Origin of the sequence: Acinetobacter bouvetii DSM 14964 = CIP 107468 (assembly GCF_000368865.1) — a bacterium.
Classification (GTDB): domain Bacteria; phylum Pseudomonadota; class Gammaproteobacteria; order Pseudomonadales; family Moraxellaceae; genus Acinetobacter; species Acinetobacter bouvetii.
Window position 1 is genome coordinate 263999 of record NZ_KB849730.1, and the last position, 17128, is coordinate 281126.

General features: G+C 47.4%; 16 protein-coding genes. 4 read left to right on the forward strand and 12 right to left on the reverse strand.

Translation table 11 applies throughout. The annotated features are described in order from the left end of the window. Nucleotides 1-16: 16 nt before the first annotated feature. The 3 genes from nrdR to glnK all read right to left on the reverse strand — a co-directional run bounded on the left by nrdR (nucleotide 17) and on the right by glnK (nucleotide 2421). Entirely contained in the window at nucleotides 17-475 is a 459-nt protein-coding gene (nrdR, locus tag F941_RS15880; RefSeq protein ID WP_005013430.1) for a transcriptional regulator NrdR, read from the reverse strand. 152 nt (nucleotides 476-627) lie between these two features. Beyond that, entirely contained in the window at nucleotides 628-2022 is a 1395-nt protein-coding gene (locus F941_RS15885) for an ammonium transporter (protein WP_005013432.1), read from the reverse strand. Nucleotides 2023-2082: 60 nt separating this feature from the next. Continuing rightward, nucleotides 2083-2421, reverse strand: coding sequence for a P-II family nitrogen regulator (gene glnK / locus F941_RS15890; RefSeq protein ID WP_004650081.1), 339 nt, complete (start codon nucleotides 2419-2421; stop codon nucleotides 2083-2085). 277 nt (nucleotides 2422-2698) lie between these two features. On the opposite strand from glnK, the gene F941_RS15895 reads away from it, so the two are divergent. Further along, entirely contained in the window at nucleotides 2699-2926 is a 228-nt protein-coding gene (locus tag F941_RS15895; RefSeq protein ID WP_005013434.1) for an accessory factor UbiK family protein, read from the forward strand. A gap of 66 nt (nucleotides 2927-2992) precedes the next feature. Next, the gene (locus F941_RS15900; RefSeq protein ID WP_005013437.1) at nucleotides 2993-4480 is read left to right on the forward strand and encodes a YifB family Mg chelatase-like AAA ATPase; all 1488 of its coding nucleotides are present in this window, start codon (nucleotides 2993-2995) and stop codon (nucleotides 4478-4480) included. A gap of 90 nt (nucleotides 4481-4570) precedes the next feature. On the opposite strand, the gene F941_RS15905 is transcribed toward F941_RS15900, so the two are convergent. Together F941_RS15905 and F941_RS15915 are read right to left on the reverse strand one after the other, a co-directional pair. Next, nucleotides 4571-5335 carry a TorF family putative porin gene (locus tag F941_RS15905; protein WP_005013438.1) on the reverse strand — a complete coding sequence of 255 codons (765 nt, stop codon included), beginning with the start codon at nucleotides 5333-5335 and terminating at the stop codon, nucleotides 4571-4573. 367 nt (nucleotides 5336-5702) lie between these two features. Beyond that, complete coding sequence (locus F941_RS15915; RefSeq protein WP_005013439.1) at nucleotides 5703-6470, reverse strand: TorF family putative porin; 768 nt, start codon at nucleotides 6468-6470, stop codon at nucleotides 5703-5705. A 589-nt stretch (nucleotides 6471-7059) separates the two neighbouring features. Here F941_RS15915 and F941_RS15920 point away from each other — a divergent pair. Continuing rightward, a complete protein-coding gene (locus F941_RS15920) occupies nucleotides 7060-8385 on the forward strand; it encodes an OprD family outer membrane porin (RefSeq protein ID WP_005013442.1) in 1326 nt (441 codons plus the stop codon). An 88-nt stretch (nucleotides 8386-8473) separates the two neighbouring features. On the opposite strand, the gene ppa is transcribed toward F941_RS15920, so the two are convergent. Beyond that, nucleotides 8474-9010: an inorganic diphosphatase gene (ppa, locus tag F941_RS15925; RefSeq protein ID WP_005013444.1), complete on the reverse strand. Its 537-nt coding sequence runs from the start codon at nucleotides 9008-9010 to the stop codon at nucleotides 8474-8476. A gap of 116 nt (nucleotides 9011-9126) precedes the next feature. After that, nucleotides 9127-9525 carry an MAPEG family protein gene (locus F941_RS15930; RefSeq protein WP_005013446.1) on the reverse strand — a complete coding sequence of 133 codons (399 nt, stop codon included), beginning with the start codon at nucleotides 9523-9525 and terminating at the stop codon, nucleotides 9127-9129. Nucleotides 9526-9628: 103 nt separating this feature from the next. On the opposite strand from F941_RS15930, the gene F941_RS15935 reads away from it, so the two are divergent. Then, nucleotides 9629-10009, forward strand: coding sequence for a hypothetical protein (locus F941_RS15935; RefSeq protein WP_005013450.1), 381 nt, complete (start codon nucleotides 9629-9631; stop codon nucleotides 10007-10009). Nucleotides 10010-10059: 50 nt separating this feature from the next. Here the strand turns inward: F941_RS15935 and F941_RS15940 are convergent, their stop codons facing one another. The 5 genes from F941_RS15940 to F941_RS15960 form a co-directional block, all read right to left on the reverse strand. Further along, entirely contained in the window at nucleotides 10060-11736 is a 1677-nt protein-coding gene (locus F941_RS15940; protein WP_005013456.1) for a long-chain-fatty-acid--CoA ligase, read from the reverse strand. Nucleotides 11737-11887: 151 nt separating this feature from the next. Next, nucleotides 11888-14107 carry a DNA topoisomerase IV subunit A gene (gene parC, locus F941_RS15945; protein WP_005013457.1) on the reverse strand — a complete coding sequence of 740 codons (2220 nt, stop codon included), beginning with the start codon at nucleotides 14105-14107 and terminating at the stop codon, nucleotides 11888-11890. A 340-nt stretch (nucleotides 14108-14447) separates the two neighbouring features. Beyond that, complete coding sequence (niaP, locus tag F941_RS15950) at nucleotides 14448-15767, reverse strand: niacin transporter NiaP (RefSeq protein ID WP_005013458.1); 1320 nt, start codon at nucleotides 15765-15767, stop codon at nucleotides 14448-14450. 137 nt (nucleotides 15768-15904) lie between these two features. Beyond that, nucleotides 15905-16549 carry a trimeric intracellular cation channel family protein gene (locus F941_RS15955; protein WP_005013464.1) on the reverse strand — a complete coding sequence of 215 codons (645 nt, stop codon included), beginning with the start codon at nucleotides 16547-16549 and terminating at the stop codon, nucleotides 15905-15907. Between the two features lie 61 nt (nucleotides 16550-16610). Then, nucleotides 16611-17078 carry a YchJ family protein gene (locus F941_RS15960; RefSeq protein WP_005013465.1) on the reverse strand — a complete coding sequence of 156 codons (468 nt, stop codon included), beginning with the start codon at nucleotides 17076-17078 and terminating at the stop codon, nucleotides 16611-16613. Nucleotides 17079-17128 lie beyond the last annotated feature (50 nt).

Genomic DNA, 17128 nt, shown 5'->3' on the forward strand with positions numbered 1-17128 from the left:
TCTCATTTGAATTTGCTTACTGGCCACGATGCTGCATTTGCTCAATTTGGCGGCGGAACGCTTCGACATCCTGAAAATCCTGATACACCGAAGCAAAACGCACATAGGCCACATGATCCAGCGCAAACAGTGACTGCATGACAATTTCACCAATGGTCAATGAGCGCACATCACGCTCACCCAAACGGCGAATCTGCAATTGAATATCGCTCAGCACTGTTTCAATCTGTTCTTGCGTAACGGGACGCTTCTGCAGCGCGTGCATCAGCGAGCGGCGCAGTTTAGCTTCATCAAAAGGCTCACTCTTGCCGTCTGACTTGATCACGCGGGGCATCACGACTTCGTAGCTTTCAAAAGTCGTAAACCGCTCGCCGCAGCACACGCATTCACGGCGCCGGCGAATTTGACAGCCTTCAGCCGCCAAACGCGAGTCGATTACTTTACTGTCTGCAGCGTTGCAAAATGGACAATGCATAGCGGTTTAATTGAACAAATCCTGATGGATTTAAAGTGTAGCAAAAATTATGAGTTTTGTAGAGCATTACGCAATATATGGAAAAAAAACAGCCCTTTCGGGCTGTTTTACACAATATATTGATATTTTATATGAATTGTTGCGCTGAATTATTATTCTACACGTTCGCCGTGCTGGCTCAAGTCCAGACCCATGCGTTCATCATCAGATTCAACACGGATGCCAATGGCCAAATCAATCACTTTCAGGATGATAAATGTCAAGACTGCAGAATAAGCAATTGTTGCCAATACACCCTCGACTTGCACCCATAATTGATGCATTACGTCTGTTGGCGCTTTGTCACCCATAATGAACGGGCTGGCAAAGAATGCAGTTAAGATCGCGCCCACAATACCGCCAACGCCATGCAGGCCAAAAGCGTCCAAAGAGTCATCGGCTTTCAATGCGCGTTTCAGTGCAGTAATGCCCCAGAAGCAGACGACACCGCCGATTAAGCCCATCGCCATTGCGCCGCCCACCGTCACAAAACCGGCTGCCGGAGTAATCACCACCAAGCCAGCTACCGCGCCAGACGCGCCGCCCAATACTGATGATTTGCCGCGCACCACTTTTTCAGTAATCAGCCATGCTACCGCAGCCGCAGCCGCCGCTACTTGAGTCGCCACAAGCGCATAACCAGCAGAACCATTTGCCCCCAAAGCGGATCCGCCGTTGAAACCGAACCAGCCGACCCATACCAGGCTTGCGCCGATAACAGTTAAAGCCAGATTGTGCGGCGCCATCGATTCGCGGCCCAAGCCCATACGCTTGCCCAGCATATACGCAGCCACTAAGCCTGCAACACCCGAGTTGATATGCACCACGGTACCGCCTGCAAAGTCCAGCGCGCCATCACTGCCTAACCAGCCGCCGCCCCACACCCAATGCGTGATTGGCGCGTAGACAACAATGGACCAAACGGTGATGAAAGCCACAAAAGCGCCGAATTTCATCCGTTCTGCAATAGAACCGGTAATGATGGCAACCGTAATAATGGCAAAGGTCATTTGGAAAATAACAAAGAGAATTTCAGGAATGGTTCCCGTCAGCGCAGCGGTCGTAATGCCGGACAGCATCAGTTTATCCAAACCGCCAATAAAGGCATTGCCTGAACCAAACGCCAGCGTATAGCCAATCACGACCCAAGTGATGCTGACGATAGCCGCAGCGACGAAGCTATGCGCCATGGTGCTGAGCACGTTTTTCTTGCGGACCATGCCGCCGTAGAACAGCGCCAAACCGGGAATCGTCATCAGCAGCACCAGCGCTGTTGAAACTAAAATCCAGGCGGTATCGCCTGTGTCCAGTTTTGGCCCTTCTTCTGCAGGTGCCGGCGCAGGCGGCGCTGCCGGAACTTCTGCAGCTGCAGGCGCAACCGCTGTTTCAGCTGCTGAAGCGGCTGCCGTTTCTGAAGAAGCAGGTGCTGTTACGGCCTCTTCAGCCCACGCAACAGAACCGCCTAAGAGTGCGCCAGACAGACTGAGCGCGAGTAGCATTTTTTTCATTCGTATCCCCCGACCTATTTTGTGAGTTATTAGGTACTCAGCAAACTTCGTGCCAATTTTTTAGACAGCGTCAGCACCAGTTTCACCAGTACGAATACGGATAACTTGTTCTAAATTGGTAACGAAGATCTTACCGTCGCCAATTTTTCCTGTGCTTGCAACACGTGTAATAGATTCGATCACTGAATCCACCATTTCATCGCTGATTGCGATTTCAATTTTTACTTTAGGCAAGAAATCAACAACATATTCCGCGCCGCGGTATAGTTCTGTATGACCTTTTTGACGGCCAAATCCTTTCACTTCAGTGACAGTGATCCCTTGAACACCAATTTCAGACAGCGCTTCACGCACATCATCTAATTTAAAGGGTTTTACAATTGCAGTTACGAGCTTCATGTGTGGTTTCCTTCGGCTTCTTTCACCAGTAAGGTTTTATGTTCAATTTTCATGCCAAAAGTTCCAAGGTCGGGGAAAATAGAAGCTTCCGGCATGAGTTTTATTTATAACCTATTTTAGGCTTCGAATGCTGCTTTAGACGCGAAAATTAGACATATTTATCATAAGAATGATCATATTACCCATCGGAAGCAGCCTTATTTTTAGTTCAAATACTATAGTCTGCAGCAAGGCAATGCTACACTGCCCGCTCATCTGCATCAGACGGAGATCAAAAATGTTTGAAACTTTACTTCAAGCCATTATGGAACAGCTGGATCAGCCCAAAAAAGATCTGGAACATAATGTACGCGCACTGCTGAACGAAGCGGTCAGCAAGATGGATTTAGTGTCTAAGGAAGAAATTGAACGTCAGCGCACCGCTTTGGATAATGCAAATTTGCGTTTGAATGAGCTGCTGAAACAAGTGGAATCACTCGAATTGAAAATACAGAACAAAAAATAAGCACTTTTTTAGTGCAGCATAAGACGCATAACGATTAAAAAAAATGCACTATAACGGAACAATAATATGTCTTTTGCCAAAATTTATAGCCGCGGGCTATTGGGCCTGCATGCCCCTTTAATAGAAGTTGAAGTCCATCTCAGCCAAGGCTTGCCCTCCTTAACCATTGTTGGACTGGCGGAAGCGGCTGTTCGGGAAAGTAAAGACCGGGTCAGATCAGCCATTATCAACAGCGGATTTCAATTTCCCACCAAACGCTTAACCATTAATTTGGCGCCTGCTGATTTGCCCAAAGATGGCTCACGCTTAGACCTCGCCATCGCTTTAGGCATTTTGATCGCATCTGGCCAATTGCCTGAAAACGCCGCAGAACAGCTGGAATTTATTGGCGAGCTGGCATTAGATGGCTATTTGCGCCCGACCACCGGCACTTTAAGCATCGCCATTGCCTGCCAGCAGGCGAAGCATCAGCTGATTTTGCCGGAGCAGAATGCGCAGGAAGCTTCTCAATTGCCTAATTTTGAAGTTTTTGCGGCCACCCATTTAAAAGATGTTTGCGATCATTTGAATCAAATCGCGCCTTTACTGCAATTTAATGCAGTGAAGCCGGCATCTTCCTCCAGCTATCAATTTGATTTGGCTGATGTCAAAGGCCAGCTGCGGCCGCGCCGCGCATTGGAAATTGCCGCAGCCGGCGGGCACTCACTGCTGTTCCGCGGCCCGCCCGGAACAGGAAAAACGCTGCTGGCTTCACGCTTATCCAGCATTCTGCCGCCATTGAATTTGCAGGAAAATCTGGAAGTCGCCAGCATCTATTCGATTGCCAGCGCAAAGCATGAATTTGGCCACCGCCCCTTCCGCGCACCGCATCATACGGCGTCCGCCATTGCCCTGGTAGGCGGCGGCTCCAACCCCAAACCCGGTGAAATCACCTTAGCGCATTTAGGCGTGCTGTTTTTAGATGAACTGCCGGAATTTGACCGGAAAGTGCTGGAAGTTTTACGCCAGCCGCTGGAATCCAGAGAAATTATTATCTCACGCGCATCGCGGCAGATTACGTTTCCAGCCAACTTTCAGCTGATTGCCGCCATGAACCCCTGCCCTTGCGGCTATGCATTCAATCAGGATGCCCGCTGCCAGTGTTCCCCAGATGCGATTAAGCGCTATCAGAACCGGATTTCAGGGCCCTTATTGGACAGGATTGATTTGCATATTGATGTCCCGCCGCTGCAGGCATCTGAACTGCAGGATAAACAGCCCACTGAAACCTCCGCCCAAGTGCGCGAACGGGTGTTAAAAGCCTATCAGCAGCAAATCGAACGGCAAAACTTCGCCAATATGGCGCTCAGTCCCAAACAGCTGGAACAGCATGCTGTTCTGGACAGCACAGCGCAGAACATGATGAATATGGCGCAGCAGCGCCTGAATCTGTCTGCCCGAGCCTACCACCGTGTACTGCGGGTGGCGCGCACCATTGCTGATTTGGCTTTAGAAGAGCGCATTCAAACACAGCATCTTTCAGAGGCCTTGTCGTACAGGGGGCAAGTGCCATAGTGCGGATGCGCAAAAGCCGCACAGCCCAGAGATAAGCATAAAAAAGCCCTGGATGCATCAGCATCCAGGGCTTTTTCAGCACATGCTAAATTAGAAAGTTTTGGTTAAAGTAAAAACTGCGCCTGTTTCCACAGCGCGTGAAGATGGCTCATAGATGCCATCCGTATCCATATTGGTGCCTATGGCTGCCAATTCAGCTGTTGCGCCTGGAATTGATTTAAAGCCGTAAGTCACACCGACTTTCCAGTCAATATAGTTATCATCGCCATTAAATCCATATTTGTTTTCATCATCTACAACGGTATAACCTAAGCCTGCCACTCCGCCAAAGCCTGATGAACCAAATGGAACTGAATAGCCTGCATTGATGTTCCAGCTGCTGGTATCCGCACCTGCGTAGTCATTGGTATAGTTAATGTTGGTTAACAGGCTGTCACCTGAGGCAAGAACCTCTTTAAATGTCAGCTTCCCATACAGTTCTGCCCAGTTTAAGTCGCTCGCGCTTGGGTAATTGTAATACACCACACCTACATCAAGTACTGGCTTGCTGCTGAAGCTTTCTAAAGTTTTCGCATAACCAATTGACGGGTCTAATTCCAGACTTGGCGTGCCTGAACCAAAATTCACATTTGAGCCCCAAAGGCCAAAATACAAACCTGAAGAATGTCCTAATGTAAAACCGGCCTGTACCGCTGGGTCATTTTGAGTTTGCGTCACACCGCGAAAACGGTAATCAGTGGTCACCGCAGCGCTGCCGCTAAAGGTTAAGCCAAATGGCATTGCTGGCGCATCTTCAGCAAATACAGCGCCTGATGCAGCAGTTAAAGCAGTCACAGCAAGTAATTTTTTTAACATTTTGGAATCCCCAGAAGATTTTTGAAACTCACTGAGAAGTAGCAAACGCTGTGCCAACTTTTCAAAACAGCTGGATAAAAAATTCATGGCCGTTTTATAAGCCCCTAATCCAAGACATTACCCTCTTGTTTTTTAATTATTTAATTTTTAATCACGGCAATGCTTAAGCGCATGATTCTTTGGTGCACCGTAAAGCATCTCCACAATGCATGCTGAAAGCCATGCAAAGAGGCAACTTGTAACCAATTATAAAAAATGCCTCTTTTTGAGTACATTTTTTCACCACACCATTCAAAAGTGCTTAAAAAAAGTGCATAAATTTGCATGTATACACTTTTAGAGGATCTATCCGGATTGCGATATCAATTTAGAAGCTGTAATTCAATCCAATCAATGTCTGATCTTCCAGTGATTCACCCATGCGGTCCTGGCCGCCCCAGACATATTCCAGCACCGCTTCAGCGCCTGTCTTGCCCAAGGCCTTTGCCAAGCCAATACGCGCCTCGGAAAATACAGCATGTTCCGCCGTTTCAACAATGCCATCATCGCGGCGGTCATTATAGATAAACCCGCCAACAGAAGTTCTTAAGGCAAAATCCTGCGGCAACGCATGCTCATATGCCGCGCTTAAATAGATATCGCCGGCATTGCTGTAATTGACATCGGCCAGCATGACCGCCAGCCCCACGCTTAAGTTTTTATAATCCAGATTATTCAGCAGCTCTACACCTGTGGTACGGCGCTTTTCACTGCTATCTTCATTATAAACCGCGCCGCCATTTTGGTAGACATAAGCGGTTAGCTGAGTTCTGTAGCTCCAGTCCTCATTCAGCGTACGGCCATAGCCCAGATAAAAATCATGCTCAAAACCCGAGTCTTTGCTTTCATCTGTTGCATCATAATCTAAGGTCGATCCCCAATAGCCGGCAAATGCGCCGCTGCTATGCGCATATTCTAAACCCGCCTGCAAAGCCGCATCATCATTTTCCACACCGCCGCGGTAAATATACTTGCTTAAAATAGACACGCTGCCGGTGAGCGCTCTAGACGCCTCTGCATTGTCTGCAGCGAACGCATGAAATGAAGTCAAAGCCAGCAATAGCGCCATTGCTGTCCGGTGTGAAAATGCAGGCATGATTCCCCTATATGCATATTTGCAAAATTGTTTTTCCCGAAGCTGGATTTTAATTATTTTTATAACTTTTGGTAAACTTATATTTCAGATATGATGAAACTTTAAGCTTGACCGCGCATCTATTGATTTTCACTTTCAGCAGATTCCGGACAGGAAAAATTCAAAATTTAGCTCAATTAATCAACAATATTGATATACTTTTCACGAGAATATTTTAAACACCAGTCAGCAGCTTCAATTTTGCAGAACACCCTATTTTGAGCGCTCACACGGCAAAAAAAGCAATCTGTCAGCCACCGCTTTTAAGCGTTCTGAATTTTGCACTGCTGATACAGCCTCAAGAAAATCAAAGCTGCATCGTGAAATAGCCATTCTGCTTTAAAATAAATATATCTCTATGTTTCTAATTAAAATTAAAAAATAATCTTAGAAATATTTAGTTTTTGTTAGCAGATTTTTTTATACACTTTATCGAAAATATGCGTAACTTTAGTGTAATAAGAACAATAAAAATGATCTTTTTTTATAGAAAACTTATACAATCTATGAACTCTTTAACTATATATTTTCTGCATAAGGCTTTATCCCAATGCTCAAATCAAAACAGCTTACACTGGCGCTGCTTGTTAACGCGGCTTTAATTTCAACAGCGTTTGCAAGCGAACAAAGCGAATCAAAAGGATTTGTAGAAGATGCCGAAGGATCGGTGCTTTTCCGCACGGGTTTTATTGACCGTGATAAGAAAAATGTAGTGCCGGGGAAAGATACTCGCTCTTCAGCACAGTCTGCAATTTTTGATTTAGAGTCTGGATACACTAAAGGTGTTGTTGGCTTTGGTGTAGGTATTGTCGGTGATGCATCCTTCAAGCTGGGTGACAACAAGCATGCCGGCAACAACATGATTCCCCGTGAAACATTAAATGGCAAGAAACAGGCCGGTGATACATATGACCACTGGGCACGCGGCGGCGCCAATGTGAAAGCGCGCATTTCAAATACTGAAGTGCGCTACGGTACACAAGTTCTAGACTTGCCTGTGCTTGCCAGCAATACTGGCCGCATGGTGCCTGAATATTTCGAAGGTGTTTTAGCGACAAGCCGCGAAATCAATGGCCTGGAATTGACTGCCGGTAAATTCACTAAAAACCAAATGTCTGAACAAATCAATACCGACGGCAATCACCTGGAAAGCGCAGTCGTCTGGGGCGCAAAATATAAATTCAGCGATGCCCTGAATGCCTCATACTATGGCTTAGACAGTAAAAATAAATTAGACCGCCACTATGTAAATGCCAACTATAAGCAAGCTTTAGAAAATGGCAGCTCTTTGACATATGACTTCAGCGGCTACCACACTAAATTTGATAAAAATGCTGTAACTTATTCTGCGACGGGTGAATTAGCATCAAATTACACTGATACTGGCGTTGCCGGCGTAGAAAAAACCAATAATATTTGGGCGATCTCAGGCACTTATAATACTGGCGCGCACAACCTCATGCTGGCGTACCAGCAAAATACCGGTAATGTCGGCTATGATTATGGCCAAAATGCGGACGGCTTCCAAAGCATTTACTTGCCGAACTCATACCTGTCTGACTTTATCGGCAACCATGAAAAATCAGTGCAAGTACAGTACAACTTAGATTTCGGAAAATTAGGCGTTCCAGGCTTAAACTGGACAACCGCTTATGTTTATGGCTGGGATATTAATGTTGCCGGCACAGCAGACGAAGGGAAAGAAAACGAATTCTTTAACCAAGTGAAATATACTGTGCAAAGCGGTTTTGCCAAAGATGCCAGCCTGCGCCTGCGCAACTCAATCTACCGCGCAAACAGCGCATATGAAGGCGCTTATATTGGCGATACCAATGAATGGCGCATTTTCTTGGATATCCCTGTGAAATTATTCTAATTCACACGATCTTCAAGCCAATAAAAAAACCTGCACAATGTGCAGGTTTTTTTATTGGGGCTGGATGCATCCGCCCAATGCAAAGCAATTATTTATTTGCTTCTTTATACGCTTCGATAGAGCTGAGCACTTCCTGCTTAGCAACTTCAGAACCTTCCCAGCCGCTGAGTTTAACCCATTTGCCAGCTTCTAAATCTTTATAGTGAGCAAAGAAGTGCTCAACTTGCTTGATCAGCAATTCTGGAAGGTCTGTATATTCTTTGACATCTTTATAAAGCGGTGTCAATTTGTCATGCGGTACAGCGATTAATTTTGCATCTACGCCGCCGTCATCTTCCATGTTCAATTTGCCGACTGGACGGCAGCGGATGACAGAACCCGGCTCTACTGGATGCGGTGTAACAACCAGCACGTCTAGCGGATCGCCATCCAGTGACAACGTGTTCGGCACATAACCGTAGTTCGCTGGGTAGAACATTGCTGTACCCATGAAACGGTCAACAAAAAGCGCATCAGAATCTTTGTCGATTTCGTATTTGATTGGCGCTGCATTTGCAGGAATTTCAATAATTACATAGATGTCATTTGGCGCATCTTTACCCGCTGGGATATTGCTGTAGCTCATAGCATTGCTCTTTAACAAGTTAAATCTTTTAAACCGCGTCAATTATAACGGTTTTTCGGTATTTTTTTTTGATTTTGCCTTTGCGCATTAAAATTTTCATCTAAATGCGATTGGGCTTAAACAATTTTAATAATAATCAGCAGCAGGCATACAGGACACAGCATGGACAGCGTCCAAATAATGGAACGCAAAGTTGCCCAATTGGCCAAATAGCAGATGCCGTAAATAATGCGCAGCACAATATAGGCGATCCCCAAGGTCATAATAAAGCTTTGCGGAATCACCATATATTCAGCCATCAGCACAGCGCCGATAAATAAAGGCAGGCTTTCAAAGCTGTTTTGCTGGACCGCATTGGCGCGGGCGCTAATGCCTGTGGCTTTAGCCAAAGCTTCTCTTGGATTTTGATGGTCTTTTGCTGTCAGGCCTGACGTTTTTTTTGCAATAAAGGTAAAAACATAAGGGAGCAGACAAGCGCCCAAAATGAGATAAATGATCCCACTTATGCTTTGCATGTGTTTTTTCTCTTGATGAATTTATAAGTGCCATCATAGCATGGCAATTCGTCAATAAATTTTGTTAAATAGAGTGTTTTCTTTAATTGTGTATAGGTTGAATATGGTCAGTCCGGATCAAAAAGAAATGTTCGAGGTGCTGGAAAAGCAGCGCCAGAACCAGCTGCAGGTAGACCGCGTTTTAAAGATTGTAACTCCTGTTACAGCTTTTCTGCTGACTGTAATCTGCGCCAATATGAATGTTTGGTCGACCGTCTTTACCTTCATCATGCTTTGGACGGCATTTTACGCGGTATCCATTAAGCAATGGCCGTTATGGCATTGGGCTATTGCCATTCTTGTGTATTGCATCATTGACAATGTGCTGAGCCACGGCACCTTCAAGCAGAGCCAATTCAGCCTGCAGTTTGGCGCCATGTTTATTTTTCTCGGCATTTTTGGCGTTGGACGCCGCTACTTTGACCGCTGGCTGATGAAAAAATAAAAGCGCAGCACTAAAAAAAGCGCCTGAAGGCGCTTTTTTTATGGTGCAGATTAAGCCGTTTTACGCAAATCTTTACGCAGGATTTTACCCACATTCGATTTTGGCAATTCATCCATAAACTCAACATAACGCGGACGCTTATAGCCGGTTAAGTTTTCTTTTGCGAAGGCTAAAACTTCTTCAGTCGTTAAAGACGGATCTTTTTTCACAACGAACAGCTTTGGCACTTCACCAGATTTTTCATCCGGCACGCCAATCGCCGCCACTTCAAGCACTTTTGGATGCTTAGAAACAACTTCTTCAATTTCAGAAGGATAGACGTTAAAGCCAGACACCAGAATCATGTCTTTTTTGCGGTCAACAATTTTAATATAACCGCGGGAATCCATCACACCGATATCGCCGGTACGGAAGAAGCCATTGCTCATGACTTTTTCAGTTTCGTCCGGACGGTTCCAGTAGCCCTTCATCACTTGAGGGCCGCGGATTGAAATTTCACCCTGCTCGCCTAATGCAACTTCATTGCCGTCATCATCAAGAATAGCAACTTCGGTTAATGGCAATGGAATGCCAATCGTGCCGCTGAATTCCATAGATGATGGCGGATTCGCCGTCGCAACCGGTGAAGTTTCCGACAGGCCGTAGCCTTCGATAATATTCGTGCCAGTGACTTTCTTCCATGCCGCCGCTGTGGATGGCAGAACCGCCATGCCGCCGCCCATCGCCATTTTCATTTTGCTGTGATCCAGCTGCTTAAATTCTTCATTGTTGACCAATGCATTAAACAAAGTGTTCACTGCCGGGAAGAAGGTCGGCTGGTATTTGCGCAGCTCTTTAATTACAGCCGGCAAATCACGCGGGTTTGGAATCAGTACATTCGCTTGGCCTTTGTACATGCCGTACAGCGCGCAGACCATGAAGGCAAAAATATGATACAGCGGCAATGCGCAGAAAATACGGTCATCCGGCTGGCCGTCTTGCTGGCCAAACTTGCTTTGGAAAATGCCGTCACACTGAAGCATATTCGCAACAAGGTTGCGGTGGGTTAATTCTGCACCTTTAGAAACGCCCGTCGTACCGCCGGTATACTGCAGTACAGCGGTATCGCTTAAGGTTAAGCTTGGGCGCTTATAGTTGCTTGCACTGACCTTGGACATCGCGGCATTAAAGCGGATATGGCCTGGAATGTCCCAAGCCGGAATTTGCTTGCGCACAGAACGCAATACAAAGTTCACGAGAGTGCCCTTCAATGCGCCCAGCATATCGCCAACGGAAGCCACAACCACATGCTTCACAGGCGTTTTACCCAGAATCGCCTGATAGACCGAGGCAAAGTTTTCAACAATGACCAGCACTTCTGCGCCTGAATCATTAAGCTGATGTTCCAGCTCACGCGAGGTATACAGCGGATTAACGTTGACCAAAACCAAACCAGCGCGGAACACCCCCAAGGCCACGACTGGATACTGCAGAACGTTCGGCATCATGACCGCAACACGCGAACCTTTTGCCAGACCTAAACTTTGTAAATAGGTCGCAAATTTACGGCTTGCCTCATCCAGCTCGCTGAATGTCAGGACTTTGTCCATAAAAATAAAGGCATCACGCGAACCGAATTTCTGAAAATTATGTTCAAAAATATCATTCAGTGATGTGTTTTCCGGCGGTAATTCTACAGTTTCTGGAATACCCGTCTTTTGGTATTCTGCGAACCAAATCTTTTCCATAACGCCCGATTCTCCTGTCAGTAATCCTTAATAATTCAACTGTTTTTCTCAATATTAAGCCGCTCATTATTTAACTTGTGTGAGCCTAATATTGCATCCATTTCACGAATACTTTGCATATATAACGTATTTCGATCCATGGATGCTAGTATTATCTTTGAATGCACAGTTTATTTGCTTTTTGATATCCGCGCGGCAGGGTCACGCCTTTCGAAGCACGCTTGCCCATATATTTCTGCAGATCATCGCCTTTTAATTTTAATTGCTGCTGACCTGCAACCACTTGAATTACATCATCTAAAGTCAACGCTATCATAGATGCGAGCTGATCCTTAGCCTCGAGTTGTATCAATTTATTACCTTTGCCTTTATTCAGGCTTGGCAATTCCGCCAAATCGATGACCAGCAAACGGCCCGCTGAACTGAGCAGCGCAAGATGCGTCGCCTGTTCAATCATCTGCAGGTTCATCGGCTGGGCATCATCAGACAGGCTCAGGAAGGCCTTGCCGGCTTTGGCATTGGTGTCCAGCTGTTTCGCCTGCGTTTTAAAGCCGTAGCCTTTTGTGCTGATGGCCAGCAGTTCAGCGTCATCTTCGGCAATCAGCACTTGTTTAAAGCCCACTCCGCTGGCTGGAGATAATTTTGAACTCAGCGGTTCTCCCAATCCGCGTGCAGACGGCAAGGAATTAATGGCCAGCGCATAGCTGCGGCCTGCATCATCCAGAACATAGACCCGCTGATTGGATTTGCCCTGCGCATGGCTGAGGTATTGATCGCCGGCACGGAAGTTCAGGTTTTCGGCATCAACTTCATGGCCTTTGGCGGAACGGATCCAGCCGGCTTCTGACAGCACCACAGTCACAGGATCTGCCGGCAGCATGTCCTGTTCATTGATGGCCTGCGCATCTTCACGGCGCACAATTGGCGAACGGCGGTCATCGCCGAATTTCTTCGCGTCGTCTTTCAGTTCATTGATGATCAGATTTTTCAGCGACTCAGGATTGGCCAGCTGCTCACGGATAATGGCGGCTTTAGCTTCCAATTCATCCTGTTCACGGCGCATTTCCATTTCTTCAAGCTTGGCCAAATGGCGCAATTTGAGCTCTAAAATAGCTTCGGCCTGAATTTCATCAATATTAAAGCGCAGCATCAGCACCGGCTTCGGCTGATCTTCTTCACGGATAATCTTGATCACTTCATCAATATTTAAATAGGCAATAATCAAACCGCCCAAAATATGCAGGCGCTTTTCAATTTTATTTAAATGGTACTGCAGGCGGCGGGTCACCGTATTTTTACGGATTTCAATCCATTCCAGCAAGATGCGGCGGATGGATTTCACTTGCGGACGGCCGTCTGCGCCAATCATGTTCATGTTGACGCGGTAGCTGGATTCTAAATCGGTGGTGGCAAATAAATGGCTCATCACCGATTCTGCATCAATGCGGTTGGAACGCAGCACAATCACCAGGCGGGTTGGGTTTTTATGATCTGATTCATCACGTAAATCGCTGACCAGCGGCAATTTCTTCGCCTGCATCTGGTCGGCGATTTGGGTAATCACTTTGGAGCCAGAGACTTGATATGGCAGCTCAGTGATGATGATTTCATTTTTCTCAATGCTGTAAACCGCACGGGTGCGGTAGCTTCCGCGGCCTGTGGTCTGCAGTTTCAGCAATTCATCCGGCGCAGTAATAATTTCCGCTCTGGTCGGCGTATCTGGACCCGGAATATACTCAGCAACTTTTTCATCGGTTAAATTCGGGTTGCGGATCAGTGCAATTGTGCCCTTCACCACCTCACGCAGGTTATGCGGCGGAATATCCGTCGCCATGCCCACGGCAATACCGGTGGTGCCGTTTAACAGAATATTTGGCACACGCGCCGGCAGGTTCACTGGCTCCTTCATGGAACCGTCAAAGTTGTCCTGCCAGTCACAGGTGCCTTGCCCCAGTTCTGACAGCAGCAAGTCGCTGTAAGGCGACAATTTGGCTTCGGTATAACGCATGGCCGCAAAGGATTTTGGATCGTCCGGCGAACCCCAGTTGCCCTGGCCTTCAATAAAAGGATAGCGGTAGCTGAACGGCTGCGCCATCAGCACCATCGCTTCATAGCAGGCAGAGTCGCCATGCGGATGGTATTTACCCAGCACATCACCCACCGTCCGCGCCGATTTTTTCGGCTTGCCGCTGGGCTTGAGGCCCAATTCACTCATCGCATACACGATACGGCGCTGCACAGGCTTCAAGCCGTCACTGATATGCGGCAATGCACGGTCCATAATCACGTACATGGCGTAGTTGAGGTAGGCTTGTTCGGTAAATTCCGCTACGGAACGGTTTTCTGTCGCATGATGCGCAAGGCTTGTCATAACAACCTGTAATCCTAATAAATTCGTTTTTATATCTGGGTTCTTATGCTATGTCGCAGCTGGCGCATACACAAGGGTATGTTCTTCAACACAGCGACAAATCGTGTCTTATGATCGATCTATTGCCGTAAAATTATCCATTTTTTTTAAAATGAGCAACTTCTAATTTCCATTTGGCCTGTGGATTTCATCTGAATTCATCACTTCAGCGCGCTATTTCAAAGCAGCATCAGCCAATGGATTATTTCCATTCAGCAAAATCAGCTGAAAATGCTTGTTCAAAAAGCAAAAAAGCGCAGCAGGCTTTTCACCGTGCTGCGCTTTTGCCGCCACATCAATTTTATAAACCCATGGACTCTAAGGTCTTGCCTTTGGTTTCTTCACCCAACACTACAATCACAAAAGCCACGGCCAGCAGCACGGCAGTAAACATGCTGAAGACATAGCTGAAGCCGTTATTCATAACCATCATATGCGTCACCGCCAACGGCGCCACAATGCCGCCCATGCGCCCAACCGCTGCAGCCCAGCCCGAACCGAAGGCGCGGATATTGGCTGGATACTGTTCCGGCGTATAGGTATACAGCACGCCCCATGCGCCTAAATTAAAGAAAGACATCAGGCAGCCGCAGACCACAATCATGGTCACCGTTTCGGCTTGGCCAAAGAAGTAGGCGGAAACCGCACAGCAGCCGATAAAGCCTGCAAGCGTCGCTTTGCGCCCCAGTTTCTCCACCAGCCATGCGGCTGCAATGTAGCCCGGCAGCTGCGCCAGGATCATCACCAAAACATATTCAAAAGACTGCACAATGGTATAGCCCTGCTTCACCAGCAGGCTGGGCAGCCACGTAAAAATGCCATAGTACGAATACACAATGCCGAACCAGATCAGCCACAGCATCAATGTTCTGCGCGCAAATATGCCTGACCACAGCTGTCTGAATGAGGTATTTTGCTTTTCCGCCACAGGTTTGACTTCAAAGATCTCCAGCACCTGCACACCGCATTTGGCCTCAATTTTTTTCACCAGCGCATGCGCTTCTTCAAAACGGCCGCGGTTGATAAGATACGGAACCGACTCCGGCACCATTTTCCAAATGACAATGGCATACAGCGCCGGCAAGCCGCCGACTAAAAAGGCGGCATGCCAGTTGTAATGCGGAATGATAAAATAAGAAATCAGCGCGGCGCACAGCCAGCCCAGCCCCCAAAAGCTTTCCAGCAGCACTATAAAGCGGCCGCGCACGTGCGCAGGAATATATTCACTGACCAGCGTCACCGCCACAGGCAATTGGCCGCCTAAGCCTAAACCGACAATAAATCGGCACACCAGCAGCCAGGTTAAATCCGGCGCAAATGCGCAGGCTGCCGTGGCCAAGCTGTATATGACCAATGTCGATGCAAATACCGTTTTACGCCCCACCCGGTCTGCCAGCGCCCCGGAAAAGACTGCGCCAATCGCCATGCCGACAAAGCCGATCGACACCACCCAGCCTTTTTCAGCCGGGCTCATGGCCCAGTCTTCCGCCATTTTCGCCAAGATAAAGGAGATTAGCCCTGTATCCATCGCGTCAAACATCCAGCCCAGTCCAATGACCCATAGCAATGTGTAGTGAAACTTGCCTATCGGCAAGCGCTGTATCCGTGAGACTAAGTCCATAACAAGATCTCTGATGAGGTGAAAGGGTGCATGCTGCCTTCACAACAGGATTTTATGATTGTGCTCTTTTTAATATGATGCGCAAAACTGCCCCAATGACGCATTTTCCATTGAGGCTTTGCGCTTAATTGCGCAATTTAAGACGGGTCTTTGGAAGAGGCCGACTGCTCATCATGATCCTTATAGATAAATTTCGGCATTTCTAAGCCAAAATAAATCGCGATGCAGCGCAGGGAAAAGCCAAACACCAAGGTTGAGATAACGGTAATTTCCAGCGACAGTCCAAAGTCAATGCAGAACCAGTAGAAGATTACGGCGACAAAAGAAATTGAAGCATACAGCTCACGGCGGAACACCAGAGGCACGTCATTACACAGAATATCCCGCAAAATGCCGCCAGAGACACCCGTGAGCACGCCGGCAACGGCTGAAACCACAAAACCGTGCCCCATTTGCAAGGCAATTTGACAGCCAATAATGGTAAAGCCAATGAGGCCCAAAGCATCTAAAAGCAGGAAAATGGAATGCAAATGCTTCATCCATTTGGCAATGATAATTGTGAACAGCGCGGCGCAGCAGGTCAACACCAGATATTCAGGATGCTTGACCCACGTCAGCGGATAATGACCCAGCAGCACATCGCGCACAGAACCGCCGCCTAATGCCGTCACACAGGCGATTAAAATCACCCCAAACCAGTCCATGCTCCGCCGTCCCGCGGACAGTGCGCCCGTCATGGCTTCTGCCGTAATTGCAATAATGTAAATAACGGTGAGTAACATGGCCCTTCATCCACTGATGGGTAACAGATGCGCGCTATTTTAAGGCATCTTCAGAAAAAAACTACAGATATTGCGCGCAGCAGTGTTTAAATTTTTTGCCTGAACCGCAAATGCACGGCTGTTTCAGGGTGACATGCTGCTCTACCGTCGGGTCGAGGAAAAACCATGCGCCGTTTTGCTTCACAAAATGCGACACTTCATGGTGCACATGCGCCTGCTTGCCGTCATGATAATGCGCTTTAAATTCCACTTGCGCATGGCTTTTATCCAGCTTTTCATTGGCCTGCACCACGTCCAGCTGCAGCCATTGATTGGATCTGCTCCAGTCTGCAATGGCAGGCACATCCAAGGCTGCCTGCTGCCCCGCTGCTGTGGTTTTCACGATGTAATCAATTTCATGCTGGGCAAATGCGCTGTAGCGCGAACGCATCAGCTGTTCTGCACTTTGCGCTTTTTCTTTGCCCGCATGCAGCGGCTGGCAGCATTGGGCGTACCCGCCCTGACCGCAAGGACATTGCTTTTCTGTCATGTGCATCTCAAATAAAAAAATAGCCTGCAATGCAGGCTATTTTAACGGAA

Excerpts from the sequence above, each read along its gene's own strand:
- F941_RS15960 (WP_005013465.1), bottom strand. The coding sequence starts at position 17,078 with ATGACAGAAAAGCAATGTCCTTGCGGTCAGGGCGGGTACGCCCAATGC.
- F941_RS15940 (WP_005013456.1), bottom strand. The coding sequence starts at position 11,736 with ATGGAAAAGATTTGGTTCGCAGAATACCAAAAGACGGGTATTCCAGAA.
- F941_RS15895 (WP_005013434.1), top strand. The coding sequence starts at position 2,699 with ATGTTTGAAACTTTACTTCAAGCCATTATGGAACAGCTGGATCAGCCC.
- glnK (WP_004650081.1), bottom strand. The coding sequence starts at position 2,421 with ATGAAGCTCGTAACTGCAATTGTAAAACCCTTTAAATTAGATGATGTG.
- nrdR (WP_005013430.1), bottom strand. The coding sequence starts at position 475 with ATGCATTGTCCATTTTGCAACGCTGCAGACAGTAAAGTAATCGACTCG.
- ppa (WP_005013444.1), bottom strand. The coding sequence starts at position 9,010 with ATGAGCTACAGCAATATCCCAGCGGGTAAAGATGCGCCAAATGACATC.
- F941_RS15930 (WP_005013446.1), bottom strand. The coding sequence starts at position 9,525 with ATGCAAAGCATAAGTGGGATCATTTATCTCATTTTGGGCGCTTGTCTG.
- F941_RS15905 (WP_005013438.1), bottom strand. The coding sequence starts at position 5,335 with ATGTTAAAAAAATTACTTGCTGTGACTGCTTTAACTGCTGCATCAGGC.
- F941_RS15935 (WP_005013450.1), top strand. The coding sequence starts at position 9,629 with ATGGTCAGTCCGGATCAAAAAGAAATGTTCGAGGTGCTGGAAAAGCAG.
- F941_RS15900 (WP_005013437.1), top strand. The coding sequence starts at position 2,993 with ATGTCTTTTGCCAAAATTTATAGCCGCGGGCTATTGGGCCTGCATGCC.
- F941_RS15920 (WP_005013442.1), top strand. The coding sequence starts at position 7,060 with ATGCTCAAATCAAAACAGCTTACACTGGCGCTGCTTGTTAACGCGGCT.
- F941_RS15885 (WP_005013432.1), bottom strand. The coding sequence starts at position 2,022 with ATGAAAAAAATGCTACTCGCGCTCAGTCTGTCTGGCGCACTCTTAGGC.
- niaP (WP_005013458.1), bottom strand. The coding sequence starts at position 15,767 with ATGGACTTAGTCTCACGGATACAGCGCTTGCCGATAGGCAAGTTTCAC.
- F941_RS15955 (WP_005013464.1), bottom strand. The coding sequence starts at position 16,549 with ATGTTACTCACCGTTATTTACATTATTGCAATTACGGCAGAAGCCATG.
- F941_RS15915 (WP_005013439.1), bottom strand. The coding sequence starts at position 6,470 with ATGCCTGCATTTTCACACCGGACAGCAATGGCGCTATTGCTGGCTTTG.
- parC (WP_005013457.1), bottom strand. The coding sequence starts at position 14,107 with ATGACAAGCCTTGCGCATCATGCGACAGAAAACCGTTCCGTAGCGGAA.